The following is a 14166-nucleotide window of genomic DNA, read 5'->3' as shown; positions in this document are numbered from 1 at the left end:
CATAAGCGGTTTTCTTTAAAATACTTAAAAAGAAAAATCTTTTGGCAAAGCATCACTTTTTATCACCGTTCTTAACCCATGTTTTATAATCCAAGCGTTAACAGGATGCTGTTTATCACGTAATTGCTGTAACCACTGAAAAACGAGTTCTTTATCTTCTTTCGTAATATCGTTAATATGATTGGCTACAGATTTTTGAACATATTTAGAAGGGTCATTCATTAATGGTTCAAGAAGCTGTAAATTGTACTTAAAATCACCTTTTAGAGCTCCTGTTTTTTTAGCCCAAGGAAGCCTTGGTCTTGTACCTTCAGAAACTAATCTCCTAATGTGGCTGTTTTCGTCATGAATCCACTGTTGTAATATGTTTAGTGTATCTTCATGGTATGTTTCAAGAAAGGGCCGAATGGCATATTCAGCAGTATTCCTTTTCGTTATTTCATACATTGCATTGAACGAGGTTTCAAAATCGTAAAGTCCATATTTTTCAACGTATTTTGCAAGAGGCATGTACATATATCCATTTGTAAATGTGCCTACTTCTGTTGTATTTTCTGGTCCTAATGTTTTCAGTAATATATGTATTGCTTCATTAAAATCTTTTTGTAAAGCATTGTGTAATTCATCTGCCATTACTTCAATACGTTGTTTTAACTCTAAATTTTCAACTTTATATGTTACAGAATCCACAAAGATTCTTTTAGAAAAATTAGGATCGTGTTTACAAATAGAATCAGCTATTTTTTCTGCTAATTCTTCATTAAATAAAAATTTTAACGGAACATAATTACCCATTTTTTCACCTCGGTGGTCAAATGAAAACAATTTTTATTTTTTTATCGACAATCCATAAACTAACGTCTCACTCGGAGTCGTAATACTAAAACCTGTCGTCTTATAATCAAGTTTCACCGTATCACCAGTGTAGTCTTTCGTGAATGAATCCATTTGTACGATAAGCTCTGCATCTTCATATACAACATCATCTGCGTTATATGTATCCCAAATTAAATCGACATCAACGAAAATACTACAAGAGTTCGTCATTGTTCCTCTAATGCGAACGATCTTTTTATCTTCAAGTTCTAATCTATGTATAGCTGCTTTTGCTTCATCAGTAATACGAATGTTCATTGTATCCCAACCTTTATTTATATTTCCTTTATTATTGCAAAAACAGGAGCAATAATAAAGGAAAGAGGTTTGTAACAAAAAACGAGCAAACAAATTTGTTTGCTCGTTTCACTTTATTTTAGTTCACATTTATCAAGTGGAATCACTTTTGTTTTTTTCGTAAATTTATAACCTAACCATAGTACTAAGAAGAGTGGTAAACCGATGTAAGAAACGAGTACACCGTTCCAATCAATTGCTTCACCCATAAATGCGCCGTAGTTTTGTCCTAAAATTACGATGATACAAAGTGTAAATGCGAAGATTGGACCGAATGGGAACCATTTTGCTCTATAGGGTAAGTCTTTTAAATCTTTTCCTTGTGCGATATATGCTTTGCGGAAACGGTAATGACTAATTGCAATTCCGACCCATGCGATAAAACCAGACATTCCAGATGCGTTTAATAACCAAATGTATACAACACCATCACCGAATAAAGAAGCAATGAAAGCAATACTACCAACAATTGACGTTACGATTAGCGCGTTAACAGGTACACCGCGGCTATCTAATTTACCAAGAAACTTTGGTGCTTTTCCTTGGCGAGCTAAATCCCAAAGCATACGAGTTGATGCATACATACCAGAGTTACCAGCAGATAGTACAGCAGTTAAAATAACAGCGTTCATAACAGAAGCAGCAAAGGCAACGCCCGCTTTTTCAAAAATAAGTGTAAACGGACTTACTGTAACATCACTTGCAGCAAGGCTTTCAGTTGTATAAGGAATTAATAAACCAATAACGAGAATCGCAAGGATATAGAATAAAAGAATACGCCAAAAGATTGAACGAATTGCTTTTGGGATATTACGTTCTGGATCAGACGTTTCACCAGCAGCTACTCCTAATAGTTCAGTACCTTGGAATGAGAAACCAGCTGCCATAAATACACCGATAATTGCCATGATACCGCCGTTAAATGGTGCATCTGCAACAGTGAAGTTTTTAAAGCCAACCGTTTCACCGCCCATAATTCCAAAAATCATCATGAAACCAACAATTAAAAAGATAATAATCGTAACTACTTTAATAAGTGCGAACCAATATTCAGATTCACCAAACCCTTTAACAGATAAATAGTTTAAAAGGAAAATAATAGCTAAACATAATCCGCTCCAAATAAGAGAAGGGGTATCTGGGAACCAAAATTTCATAATTAATGTTACGGCTGCAAGTTCAGCAGCAATCGTAATTGCCCAGTTATACCAATAGTTCCATCCAAGTGCAAAGCCAAGTGATGGATCAACAAATTTTGTTGCATACGTGCTAAAAGATCCAGTAACAGGCATGTAAGCTGCAAGTTCAGCTAAGCTTGTCATTAAAAAATAAACCATAATTCCAATTGCGGCGTATGCAATTAATGCGCCACCAGGTCCAGCTGTATGGATGACACCACCGCTGGCAAGAAATAGTCCGGTACCAATTGTACCACCGAGAGAAATCATCGTAAGGTGACGAGATTTTAATCCGCGTTTTAATTCACCTTGTCCTTGTGTAGTTTGCGTTTTAGAGGTAGATTGATTTGTTGCGCTATTCATGTTCAACACTCCTTTTCTTGTAGGTTAGGAAGGAGCGGGGGAGAAAAATACAAAAAACCGCCAAAGGAATTTGGCGGAACGTTTCACAAATAACCACCCCATCATACCCTTCCGTTAAGATAGCACCCCACGTTTACACGGTAATTTTGTAAACGTGACAGTTCTGTTCCTTTCGGAGACAGCCCCAGCTCATATTTCCAGAGAAGAAATATAAACTTCGGCAACTTTTCCTTTCAAACGGAGTCAGCTGACATTCTCTGTGTCTCGTCCGTTTTACTATTAAAAGTCGCAACCTCTACCTCATCGGATTGATGAGGATTTATATATTGCTAAGATTTTTAATATATGGCAATTGTAATGACTTTCTGAATATATTGCAAGATATTTTGTTAGGAAAAGTCAAAAAATCTCGGTTATTGTATAGGAAACGCTTGCAAAACTCCACCCGAACCTACTATTATGTAGCAATAAGCAAAGAAAAAATTGTTATACAAATGTTTCGCAAAAAATATTGAAAAACCCTCTAAATTAAAAGAAAATTCAGAAAAATATAATTCGACATAACTATCAAAAGAGGATTATTCCTTAAATTCGTTTCAAAGAATAAGTATAAATTTAACGAATAGGATGAATATTCTTTTTATTTTTAGTAAAATTGAGGTATTGTTTAATTGAAAAGGGGAAATCAATATGAAATTAGAAACAGAAAGGCTCTATATAGTGCCGTGTACAGAAGAGAGAATTCAAATTGCTAACGAGCAAGGATACAATAGCGGTCCGCATATTGTATGGCATGTAAAGAATGTAAAACAAGATGTGGCTTTATTACCATGGGGGGCGTGGTATGTTCTTCGGAAAGAAGATGATAGCGTTTTAGGTGATATTGGATTTAAAGGTGGACCAAACGAGAATCAAACAGTGGAAATTGGCTATGGATTTATTGAGAAATATTGGAATATGGGCTATGCAACAGAAGCTGTAAGAGAACTAATCGATTGGGCTTTCAAAACAGGAGAGGTAGAAACAATAATTGCAGAGACACTTCTAGATAATTATAGTTCGATTCGTGTTTTAGAAAAGTTACATATGAAGAGAGTAAATGCTACAGAAACGATGATTAATTGGAAAATAGAAAAATAAAAAATACCGCTCTAAATTGGGCGGTATTTTTTATAGTTATGGTAGCATTTGCTTCTGATCATTTGGATACTCAGCTGTTGATGCGTTAGGACGATTGGAATGATTTCGAACAGCAATGAAAATAGAAATAATAACGACAAGACCAACTGCAACGTAAGAAAGTGAAATAATAGTTGGATCCACTTTAAATGTAGTAAGCAGTGTACGTATATTCGTAAAGATAATAAGACCGCCAACTAATACCCCAAGTAAATGTGCTGGAACGATACGAACTAACCATGCAGCAATTGGAGCTGCGACAATACCGCCAAGCATTAACGCAAATACCCAAACCCAGCTTACTTGTTCCCAGCCAAGTGAGATGAAGAAGCCAATTGTTGCAGCGAGTGAAACAGGAAATTCACTCGTATCTACAGATCCAATAACTTTTCTAGCTTCATTTCCTCTTGCTAGAAGAACGGGTGTCGTAATCGGCCCCCAACCACCGCCACCAGTTGAATCAACGAATCCAGCGAATAAACCAAGCGGCACAAGTTGTTTTGCAGACATACGCTTATTTGAAGTGACAATTTGTTTTTGAATGATGAATCGTAATAAAATGTAAACCCCTAAAGTGAATAAAAATATGGAAATGTACGGTTTGATCACATCTCCAGGCAAATTACTTAAAAAACATGCCCCAACAAATGCGCCGATTGCCCCAGGTAATGTAAGCCTGGAAACTGTATATTTATCAACGTTTCCAAATTTGATATGAGATGCGCCAGAAGCTGCAGTTGTAACGACTTCAGCTAAATGAACCGATGCGGAAGCTACAGCCGGTGCAATACCAAACATTAATAATAGTGAAGTAGACGTTACCCCATACGCCATTCCAAGTGCTCCGTCGATCAATTGAGCGAAAAATCCAATAATAGCAAAGACAATTAATTTCTGCATAAATAATCCCCCTGTAATAATAAATGAAAAAGACACTTTTCCCGTATGAGAAAAGTGCCTTTGGTTTTTCCAATCAGCAATAATTAAATTTGTTTCATTATAATACATATTAATCGTATAAATCAACTAGGTTTTAAAGTTTTTGAATTGAATGAAAGAAAAATAAAATATACAATAAAAGGATGGAGAGAAAGGGGAGAAAGACATGTTACGATTTGATCATCTCGTTCACGCAGTTCATGATACACCGAAGGAAGCGGCAAAACAAATGCAGGAACTTGGATTTCATACTGTATTAGGCGGAGAGCATACGAACTGGGGTACTTGGAATAGTTTAAGTTATTTTGACTTATCATACATAGAATTTCTGACAGTTCAACATGAAGAAAAAGCGAAAGAAGCAGAAAATCCATTAGTACAAGAAACAGTGGTGAAACTACAAAATGGAGAAGGAATGCTACAAATCGCAATCCGAACAGATGTAATTGAGGAGCTAGCAGTTAACTTTAATAAGTACGGCTTACATACGATAGGGCCATTTGAAGGGAAACGCATGAGAAAAGATGGCCGGCTTCTAGAATGGAAAATGTTATTTGTTAAGCAAGAAGAGAACGGACCGAAATTACCTTTCTTTATACAGTGGAATGAAACGGACGAAGAAAGAAGAAACGATTTACGTAACATAGGAACGATCACTGAACATAAAAACAAAGTACAACAAATTGAAACGATCCATTATGCAGTGAAAAACGTTCGAGAAACGGTGCGGAAATGGAAAGAAGTAATGAGACTATCTACAAGCTCAGTTGTGAAAAATGAAAAATGGAATGCTGAGTGTCAAAGTGTAGTGTTTGGAAATATTCATGTACAGTTTTGTGAACCGATTGGAGAAGGGCTAGTGCTAGAACATTTGAATAAGAATGGCGAAAATCCATTTGCAGTAGAGTTTAAAGGTGGAAATAAAAGAGAGCATGAAGTGCTAGGTAGTTTGTACATATATTAATAGAGGTGAACGTTGTGGAAGAAATGCTTAGAGAGATAGAGAGAAAACTAGAATGGCCTCGTATTGCAAAGTGTACAGCTATTTCAAAAGGTTTTTCACATGAAGAGAAGTATAAAATTGAATTAAAGAATCAAGAAACTTATTTTGCAAAAGTATGTGATGCTGTTCATTTTGAACGTAAACAAGAAGAATATACGTATATGAAACAATTAGAGTCATTACATATTCCAACGCCCAAGTTAATTCATTTCATAATACTTGAGAAATTAAATAAATGTGTTCAAGTATTTGAATGGACCCGAGGTATAAATGGTGAAGAAGGTTTAACGAAGCTATCGGTGGAAGAACAGTATAATGCAGGAAGAAAAGCGGGGGAAGTATTAAAGAGGATTCACTCAATTGAAAGAGAAAGTGCAAGTAATAAATGGGAAACATCTAGATGGAATAAATACGAAAGATACATAGAGGCACTAGCAGATTACGAGGTGAATTTTCTGGATTTGAAGCCAGTATTAACCTTTGTAGAGAATCATAAAGATTTATTGAAAAATCGTCCAATAAGATTTTTACATGATGACTTCCATCCAGCAAATAGTATGATTCATAATAAGGAGTTTATCGTTATTGATTTTGGTGGATATGATTTTGGCGATCCAATACACGATTTTTATAATGTAGCGATTTTTACTACAAGAATAAGTAAACCATTTGCGGTTGGACAAGTTCACGGTTATTGCGGAGGCGAACCATCGCTTCATTTTTGGAAACTGTATTCGTTATATGCAGCAATGACATTCCCAGCTGATATCGTATGGACGAACCGAAGTACGCCGCATTTAGTAGATGATATGAAGGAAAGATTAAACGGAATTTTAGAAGAGCATAATCATTTTTCATCTTATATTCCAAAATGGTATCAATCACAACATGTAGATATAATAAATAATAAATAACGGAGGGATTCATATGGATAAAATAGCGATAATTTCAGATATACATGGTAATATTCCAGCTTTAGAATCTGTGCTACAAGACATTAAATTAAGAGGAATCGAGCGCATTATTTGTCTTGGAGATTTAGTAGGAAAAGGACCTCATTCCAGTGAAGCAATTGAAATCATTCGTAAAGAATGTGAAGTAGTCGTAATGGGAAACTGGGATGATTTTATTACAAAGCCGACTGAATTTGAAGCATTAAAATGGCATCAAAAACAATTATCAGAAGAACAAAATGACTATTTAAGAAGCTTACCATTTTCAATCGAGTTTTATATGAGTGGAAAACTCATTCGTATGTTCCACGCTTCACCGAGAAGTTTGTATGAAAGAATTCAACCACACGCTTCAAGAGAAGAGCGTATTAGTATGTTCGAAAATAGTGATTTGACTGAAAATATAGAAGGGGAAAGAAAACCAGATGTCGTTTGTTACGGTGACGTTCACCAAGCGTTCGTTCAAAATTTCAGAGGGAAAACGTTATGTAATGCCGGTAGCGTAGGAAACCCACTTGAAATAACACAAGCTTCCTATTTAATATTTGAAGGAACTTACAATGAAAAAGAAGCAGCGAGCTTTTCTATTCAACTTGTACGAGTACCGTATGATATTGAATTAGCTATCAGACTAGCAGAAGAACTCGAAATGCCAGAAATTGCAGAATACAAACAAGAGTTACGGACTGCATTGTATCGAGGATTTAAGGGGAAATAAGGAGAAATATAAATCAATATTTGTTGTTTGTAATTATGTTATGTAGACTAATTACAGGGGAGAATATCATAAGGGGAGATATTAGATGGATAAAAAAGAGAATCCGAACGATTGGCCTGTATGGGCGAATGAGTCAGTAGAGATAGTTAGTGCAAATCCTGATTGGCAAGATAAAGGCCGATGTGAAGAACAGCAACTATATGAACTGCTTGCTCCTCTCGGTATAAGCAAAGTAATACATATAGGAAGTACATCCATACCTGATTTACCTGCAAAACCTATCATTGATCTAATGGCTGAAATAGACTCATTTGAAAGAGTACTAGATATTTCAGCTACATTGGCCATATATAATTGGCATTATGTAAGCCCAGAATTAGATGAAAGACCTTGGAGAAGGTTCTTTGTGAAAGTTAAGAATAATAGGCGTGTAGCTCACCTGCATTTGATGGTTAAAGGAACTGAGAGATGGGAGCAACAACTTTTATTTCGCAACCGCTTACGAGAAAATCCACAATTAGTTTATGAGTATTCAAATCTTAAACAAGATTTAGCTAAAAAATTTAAACAAGATAGAGAAGCATACACAAAAGCTAAAACAGAATTTATTAAACAAGTTCTAAAATGATATAACCTTGGATTGTAACTACGTTTGAATACAAAAGAAAAAACAAACTTTATTTTATAACTTAAACTTACATGAAAGGCATGTAAACAAAGTGATAGACTGCGATGTTTTAATGTATTTCCTTTTATTTATTAGGATAAATTATATATAATTGAATCAAGTTCATATAAGGATAGGCAATTACAGGGGATAAGGCGAAAATATGTTAAAAAACGAAAAAAGGGGACAAGAAATATAATGAATGAAGTACTAGAACTAAAAGAAGAACTACTACAAATTAAAAATAACAATTATGCTGTACCAGAAGACGTAGATGCATATCCATATGCGCAGTGGATGTTAGATTATATCGGATCACCTGATGCTGAACTGCGTGATGATTTGATATATAGTACGCTTCACAAATGGATTACAAATGATGTATTTAGACAAAAAGAATTACGAGGATTAATGCTGCAAGCAATTAGCCCTGATTATTTATTTTATAAAATTGGTGAAAAGGGAACAGACTCTGTTTTTAAACGTGCATTCTCCGTATTAATTCCACCACTTATTTTATCTGTTCATGAAAGAGAACCACTGTTATCTGAAGAACAACTGTACAGTGTGGCAGAACAAGTGCTGGAATATGTATATTTAGAAGAAGATGTAAGAGGCTACGTAGAAGGAAAAGGCTGGGCACACTCTACTGCACATGCAGCAGATGCGCTCGATGCTTTAGCACGTACAATCCAAAATCGTGAGTTCTCATATGCAATACTAGCTGCCGTTCGTCAGAAGGTACGCTTACATGACTACGTATACATTCACTTTGAGGATGAGAGATTAGTAGCACCAATTATGTCGTTACGTAACCAAAATCTTTTAACTGAAGAAGAGTGGAGCAACTGGTTACATAGTATAGCAACTGTTGAAGACATCCGACATCCGCAGCATGCTATTTTAGTACAAAATATTAGAGCTTTCTTAAGAAGTTTATATTTTAGAGTTTTAGAGACAGAGGGTAGTACAGCCTTTACAGATGATGTATTGGAGACTTTGAAAGGGTTGCGTAGGTATTAAAAATACGTTTTTCTAAGAGAAAAGTACATAAAACCACTACATCCCAACCATACTAATAAAATGTGTTGGAGGTGAGTTTGATGGACAAAAAAGACTTTGAAAAAGTTTACAATGAATACTTACATCAAGGAGAAGAGCAAGCGCAATTTGAAGTAGACCATGAAGTCAATTCAGGAGTAGAACAAATTGTTGCCGTTCGTAAAAATGATGATGGAGATTTAATAGCCTTTAAAACAAGTAGCGGGAGAGAGTTAGATTATATGACTGCTCTTAATGAAGCAAAATCAGGGAAGTTAGCTCATGTGGACGTATTTCATAAGTATGGTAGAGATATTATACGTAGTGAACCGGATGGTATAAAGGAAAATAACTTAGATAATTTACCTTCATTTTAAACGGGTAAACCTCAAGAAGAGAATGTTCATTTGGATATTCTCTTCTTTTCTTTCTCTATAAATAGAAGGTTTATTTCTGAAGTGTAATCATACTTTTAAAGAGCTCTCTAAATTTCTCTTTGTCTTCTGCTGTAAATGGTTTCGGTCCCTTTGTACGTTTACCACTTTTTCGAACCATTGCACTTAAATATCGTGTTTGTAGCAATTGTTCAATGTTATCATTCGTATACTTGTAACCTTTATGATGAAGAACGATACAGCCTTTTGCTAAAGCGAGCGAAGCAAGACCGTAATCTTGTGTTACGATTAAATCTTCTTTTTTTGCTAACTGCATAATTCGGTAATCTGCAGCATCTGCTCCAGAATCAACATAAATTGTTTCGACACCTTTTGGCTGCTCTGCATTAGAATAATGTGAAAAACTAGTAACGAGGGTAACAGGAATTTCCACATTCGTAGCCTCAAAAATAATCACATCTTTTACAGGACAAGCATCTGCATCAACGTAAATCTTCATTTTATCACTCCTATAAATAGGTTCGAGTTGATAATAATGGTAGATTTAGGTTTTGTCAAACGAGAAAGCTTTATTTAAAGTTATTTTCACATACCAAAATAGCCTGGCGTAAACGAGAAATACCTTCCGCAATTTGATCAATATCCACTTTTCCATAAGATAAACGTATATAACCATCTTTCGCACCGAAAATACTACCTGGCATAAAAGCAATTTCTTGTTTTAAACTTTGCATAATGAGTTGTTTTTCGTTTATAGGTTCTTTTAATTTCCCCCAAATGTATATACCACCAGTAGGGTTTGAAAAAGAGATTTTATCATGAAGTTGCTCGTTTAGGGCACGAACGATAACGTCTCTTTTTTCTGCTAATTGTTTTCGTAACGGTACGATATGAGACTGAAATGGTACGGTTTCGAAAAATTGCTGCATAAGCCACTGCGGGAAAATACTCATTCCTAATTCCATTTGGTGCCGTGCGTCTGACAATCGCTCTACGACAGACTGCGGGGCGACAAGCCAACCGACTCGTAATCCTGGCGCAATCATTTTTGATAAAGAATGTACATAAATGACAGTTCCGTTTTCATCTATTGATTTCAAAGTAGGACAAGGTTGTTTCTTTTCTAGCGTCAGCAAACTAGATGGATCATCTTCAACGATTGCAATTCGTAAATCTGCGCAAAGTGATAATAGTTTTTTTCTACGGTTTGGATGAAGCATCGTCCCCGTAGGGTTTTGGAAATTTGGATTTAAAAAAATCATTTTAATGCGGTGCTTTCTGTATAGCTCTTGTACATCGTCTGGATTAATGCCGTGTTCATCGACAGGTAATGGGAAAATACGAATACCTGCTGATTGGAATAACGGCAAGGAATAACAGTGTGAAGGACTTTCGAAAGCAACAGCATCACCTGGATTTAATAAACATTGCACGATAAGGTGAAGTGCTTGCTGTGCGCCAGATGTAATCATAATGGATTGTTCAGTCGCCTCAACTTTTAAATATTCCTTCATATATTTTACGACCGCTTGTCTTAGCGGGAGATAGCCTTGCGGATGATCGTAACTTAATGAATGCGTTAACGGTTGTTCACGTAAAATCGCTTGTAGTTGATCATGAGGATAAAGATTACAACCGAGTTCTCCATTAGCGAAATCTATAATATTTTCATTTTGTTGTACTTCTGCCCGAATATGGCGAAGTAGTGGTAAGTTTGGTAAAAAAGTACCACCTTCTACGAAATTTCTCCAGTTCGGCGTTAATGTTGGAGAAACGCCCCACATATGTGTACTCACACGTGTACCTTTACCAGTCGTACTTTCTACAATTCCCATAGCACGTAGTTCATTATAAGCAGTCGTTACTGTACTTCTGTTTACATTTAACTGCGTAGCTAATTTCCGTTCTGAAGGGAGGAAGCTTCCTGGAGGAAGTTCTCCATATGTAATACGTTTTTCAATAAAGTCAACAACTTGCTGATAAATAGGGATTTTACTGTCACTATCTAGCTTCCATTCCATAAAAAACGCCTCCGTATCTCTTATATACATCCAGTATAGCAAATTGGCTGGGTAAAAAAACAGCCAATTGGACGGTGTTATATCCAGCCAATTTTACTATGCTAAATATGGAAGGGGAGATTCGGATGAAACGATGGCAAATGGAATGGCTCCTAGTATCAGTTGCATTAGTATGGGGAGCAAATTATACAATAGGAAAGTATGGCGTGGCATTTATGTCATCCATTCAATTTAATAGTTTACGATTTTTAGTAGCATCACCGGTATTATTACTTATTACTTTTATAATGGAACGCTCATTACGTATTGAAAGAAAAGATTGGTTACGATTAGTAGCAGTCGGTATCGTTGGTACGACAATGTATCAAACGATGTTTATGCTATCTGTGAAATATACTTCAGCAACGAACGCCTCATTATTAATTGCGATGTCACCTATTTTTACAGGGATATTAGCAGTATTGCACAAACAAGAACGTTTTTCGATGAAGGTACAAATTGGTTCAATAGTAGCGTTTATTGGTGCAGCATTCGTTTTATTAACAGGACATACAGGAGGAACTACTTACGAATATGCGTGGCTCGGAAACATAATTGGATTAGTCGCAGCGATTGCGTGGGGATGGTATCCAATATTAGCGCAACCTCTTATAACAAAATATTCCGCAATGAGAGTCACATCTTGGTCAACTTTAATTGGAATTGTACCTCTCGTTGTATATTGTTTATTCAACGTAAATACATTAACGTGGCCAGTAGACATGCCAAGCTGGGGGTCTCTAGCATATTCAATCGTCTTCGCGACAATCTTCGGACTTGCAATGTGGTATGTCGGTATTAGTAAAATAGGCTCAACGAAAGTAATGGTTTATATGTATCTTGTACCATTGTTCGCAGTTATCTTCGCGGCAGTAACTATCGGAGAGCAAATCAACACGATGCAACTCGTTGGCGGACTTATAATCTTTATTGGCTTATATGTTGTAAAAAAGGGTGGAATTCAAAAGCCAGCTCTCAATTTGAAAAAAGTAAGTTAACAATAAAAAGGATCTCTTTCATATAGAAGGAGATCCTTTTGGTTTTTGTAATAAAAGCGCTTGTTCAACAGCCCATTTTTGATGATCATGAATGAGAAGCTCTACAGCAAGTAAAGGAGACATCCACCGCAAAACATGATCTTCCTCACAGTTTTTAGTTTGTGTCTGCACCATGTTCGCAATATAAAAGAACCCATCGTTTAAATAATAAGTATCTTCTTTTTCCGCATAAAAATATCGCATTGCATTACCGATATACTGATCAATTTCAATTGCCCATCCTAATTCCTCTAGTAGTTCATGATGTAAGCATTCATCTTTTGTTTCGGTACCTTCCATACCACCACCAGGTAAAAAATAACGGTCTCCTTTTTGGATAATAACAATCTTTGAAGAAGATGATTGAAAAATAATCGCATAACAACTAGGTCTTAATTCATAATGAACAGTAGGTTTTTTCAAGCCAAACGTGAGTTTTGAAATCATAAAACACGACCTTTCTCTATAAAATACATAAAAGGGATATTAAGGTAAATATAGAATTATATAAGTATAATCTTAATAGATTGGAGTGGTAACAACATGATAAATCGAAAATGTTCAAGGTGTAAAGAAATTACAGGTACATTGCACGGTGGTAAAAAAATTAAGGAAGAATTTCTATGTGAGGACTGTTTGCAAAAAGGAATTGCGAGCGGTGAAATCGAATTATCACAAGTGGAGCAAGAACAAACTTCGTATCTTTCTATAAAAATATTAAAAATAATGAGTGTGATTTATTTAATAGGATCTATTTTAATGGCTTTTTCAACTGGTCCATTTATACATAACCTGGGGTTTGATGAAATGTCCATTTCAGGATCAGAATTAGGTTTAATAAGTATTGTTATGCTAGGTTCTTTATTCCAGTCTGTTCTTGTATTTTGCGGGATATGGGTATTCATCCTTTTAGTAGAAACGGTCATTAAAATTTATGAAAAAATGAAGTGAGTGAGAGGGAGAAACATATGCGAGTAAGAAACATCAAAGGGGAAGATTATGTAAAAATTCATTCTGTTTTAAATGATTGGTGGGGCGGGAGAGATATGACTGGTATGTTGCCAAAATTGTTTTTCGTTCACTTTCAAGAAACGAGTTTTATTATTGAAGAAGAGGGAGAAACGTTAGGTTTCTTATGCGGTTTTTTTTCACAAACATATAAAGATGAAGCATACGTTCATTTTATCGGTGTGAATCCGAAGTATAGAAGAAGAGGAATTGCATCGACATTGTATTCTTATTTCTTTGATATTGCTCGTGCAAATAACCGTAAAGTTGTAAAAGCAATCACGTCACCAGTAAATAAAAAATCAATACAGTTTCATAGGGAGATTGGCTTTCGAATTGAGGCTGGGGATGATGAAATAGAGGGTGTATCGGTACATACAAATTATGATGGGAATGGTGGTAGTAGAGTATTATTTTTGAAAAATGTGTAAAATTAGGCTAGCACAAAGTTA

Annotated in this window: 17 protein-coding genes and 1 riboswitch; of the genes, 10 read left to right on the top strand and 7 right to left on the bottom strand. The window is 35.6% G+C overall.

The annotated features are described in order from the left end of the window. Positions 1-24: 24 nt before the first annotated feature. The 3 genes from AC241_RS15300 to AC241_RS15290 form a co-directional block, all read right to left on the bottom strand. Positions 25-795 carry a DNA alkylation repair protein gene (locus AC241_RS15300; protein ID WP_043937009.1) on the bottom strand — a complete coding sequence of 257 codons (771 nt, stop codon included), beginning with the start codon at positions 793-795 and terminating at the stop codon, positions 25-27. 33 nt (positions 796-828) lie between these two features. After that, positions 829-1134: an iron-sulfur cluster biosynthesis family protein gene (locus AC241_RS15295; RefSeq protein WP_001026167.1), complete on the bottom strand. Its 306-nt coding sequence runs from the start codon at positions 1132-1134 to the stop codon at positions 829-831. 113 nt (positions 1135-1247) lie between these two features. Next, positions 1248-2714: an amino acid permease gene (locus AC241_RS15290; protein ID WP_001083394.1), complete on the bottom strand. Its 1467-nt coding sequence runs from the start codon at positions 2712-2714 to the stop codon at positions 1248-1250. Between the two features lie 112 nt (positions 2715-2826). Then, a riboswitch (Lysine riboswitch) is annotated at positions 2827-3020 on the bottom strand. 384 nt (positions 3021-3404) lie between these two features. On the opposite strand from AC241_RS15290, the gene AC241_RS15285 reads away from it, so the two are divergent. Beyond that, entirely contained in the window at positions 3405-3854 is a 450-nt protein-coding gene (locus AC241_RS15285) for a GNAT family N-acetyltransferase (protein WP_050844142.1), read from the top strand. Positions 3855-3890: 36 nt separating this feature from the next. Here the strand turns inward: AC241_RS15285 and AC241_RS15280 are convergent, their stop codons facing one another. Then, positions 3891-4793, bottom strand: coding sequence for a sulfite exporter TauE/SafE family protein (locus AC241_RS15280; RefSeq protein ID WP_050844139.1), 903 nt, complete (start codon positions 4791-4793; stop codon positions 3891-3893). A 205-nt stretch (positions 4794-4998) separates the two neighbouring features. On the opposite strand from AC241_RS15280, the gene AC241_RS15275 reads away from it, so the two are divergent. The 6 genes from AC241_RS15275 (at position 4999) to AC241_RS15250 (ending at position 9591) form a co-directional block, all read left to right on the top strand. Next, positions 4999-5796, top strand: coding sequence for a VOC family protein (locus tag AC241_RS15275; RefSeq protein ID WP_050844137.1), 798 nt, complete (start codon positions 4999-5001; stop codon positions 5794-5796). A 14-nt stretch (positions 5797-5810) separates the two neighbouring features. Next, complete coding sequence (locus AC241_RS15270; RefSeq protein WP_050844135.1) at positions 5811-6749, top strand: aminoglycoside phosphotransferase family protein; 939 nt, start codon at positions 5811-5813, stop codon at positions 6747-6749. A 13-nt stretch (positions 6750-6762) separates the two neighbouring features. Continuing rightward, the gene (locus AC241_RS15265; RefSeq protein WP_050844133.1) at positions 6763-7506 is read left to right on the top strand and encodes a metallophosphoesterase family protein; all 744 of its coding nucleotides are present in this window, start codon (positions 6763-6765) and stop codon (positions 7504-7506) included. Positions 7507-7591: 85 nt separating this feature from the next. Then, positions 7592-8134: a GrpB family protein gene (locus AC241_RS15260; protein WP_050844131.1), complete on the top strand. Its 543-nt coding sequence runs from the start codon at positions 7592-7594 to the stop codon at positions 8132-8134. A 237-nt stretch (positions 8135-8371) separates the two neighbouring features. Further along, positions 8372-9196 (top strand): DUF2785 domain-containing protein, encoded by an 825-nt coding sequence (locus AC241_RS15255; protein WP_050844130.1) that lies wholly within the window; start codon positions 8372-8374, stop codon positions 9194-9196. 80 nt (positions 9197-9276) lie between these two features. Next, positions 9277-9591 carry a DUF3892 domain-containing protein gene (locus AC241_RS15250; protein WP_050844127.1) on the top strand — a complete coding sequence of 105 codons (315 nt, stop codon included), beginning with the start codon at positions 9277-9279 and terminating at the stop codon, positions 9589-9591. A gap of 70 nt (positions 9592-9661) precedes the next feature. Here the strand turns inward: AC241_RS15250 and AC241_RS15245 are convergent, their stop codons facing one another. Both AC241_RS15245 and pdxR read right to left on the bottom strand, forming a co-directional pair. Further along, entirely contained in the window at positions 9662-10108 is a 447-nt protein-coding gene (locus AC241_RS15245) for a YaiI/YqxD family protein (RefSeq protein ID WP_050844126.1), read from the bottom strand. Positions 10109-10178: 70 nt separating this feature from the next. Beyond that, the gene (gene pdxR, locus AC241_RS15240) at positions 10179-11630 is read right to left on the bottom strand and encodes a MocR-like pyridoxine biosynthesis transcription factor PdxR (RefSeq protein ID WP_000454918.1); all 1452 of its coding nucleotides are present in this window, start codon (positions 11628-11630) and stop codon (positions 10179-10181) included. Between the two features lie 125 nt (positions 11631-11755). On the opposite strand from pdxR, the gene AC241_RS15235 reads away from it, so the two are divergent. Further along, the gene (locus tag AC241_RS15235; RefSeq protein ID WP_050844124.1) at positions 11756-12667 is read left to right on the top strand and encodes a DMT family transporter; all 912 of its coding nucleotides are present in this window, start codon (positions 11756-11758) and stop codon (positions 12665-12667) included. Between the two features lie 18 nt (positions 12668-12685). On the opposite strand, the gene AC241_RS15230 is transcribed toward AC241_RS15235, so the two are convergent. Continuing rightward, the gene (locus tag AC241_RS15230; protein WP_050844122.1) at positions 12686-13153 is read right to left on the bottom strand and encodes an NUDIX hydrolase; all 468 of its coding nucleotides are present in this window, start codon (positions 13151-13153) and stop codon (positions 12686-12688) included. A gap of 96 nt (positions 13154-13249) precedes the next feature. Here AC241_RS15230 and AC241_RS15225 point away from each other — a divergent pair, with 96 nt between their 5' ends. Together AC241_RS15225 and AC241_RS15220 are read left to right on the top strand one after the other, a co-directional pair. Next, positions 13250-13657 carry a DUF3980 domain-containing protein gene (locus AC241_RS15225; RefSeq protein ID WP_043936996.1) on the top strand — a complete coding sequence of 136 codons (408 nt, stop codon included), beginning with the start codon at positions 13250-13252 and terminating at the stop codon, positions 13655-13657. A gap of 17 nt (positions 13658-13674) precedes the next feature. After that, positions 13675-14145 carry a GNAT family N-acetyltransferase gene (locus AC241_RS15220; protein ID WP_016081102.1) on the top strand — a complete coding sequence of 157 codons (471 nt, stop codon included), beginning with the start codon at positions 13675-13677 and terminating at the stop codon, positions 14143-14145. Positions 14146-14166 lie beyond the last annotated feature (21 nt).

The organism is Bacillus thuringiensis (assembly GCF_001182785.1).
GTDB classification, from domain to species: Bacteria; Bacillota; Bacilli; order Bacillales; family Bacillaceae_G; genus Bacillus_A; species Bacillus_A thuringiensis_S.
This window is presented reverse-complemented; position numbering and strand designations above follow the sequence as displayed.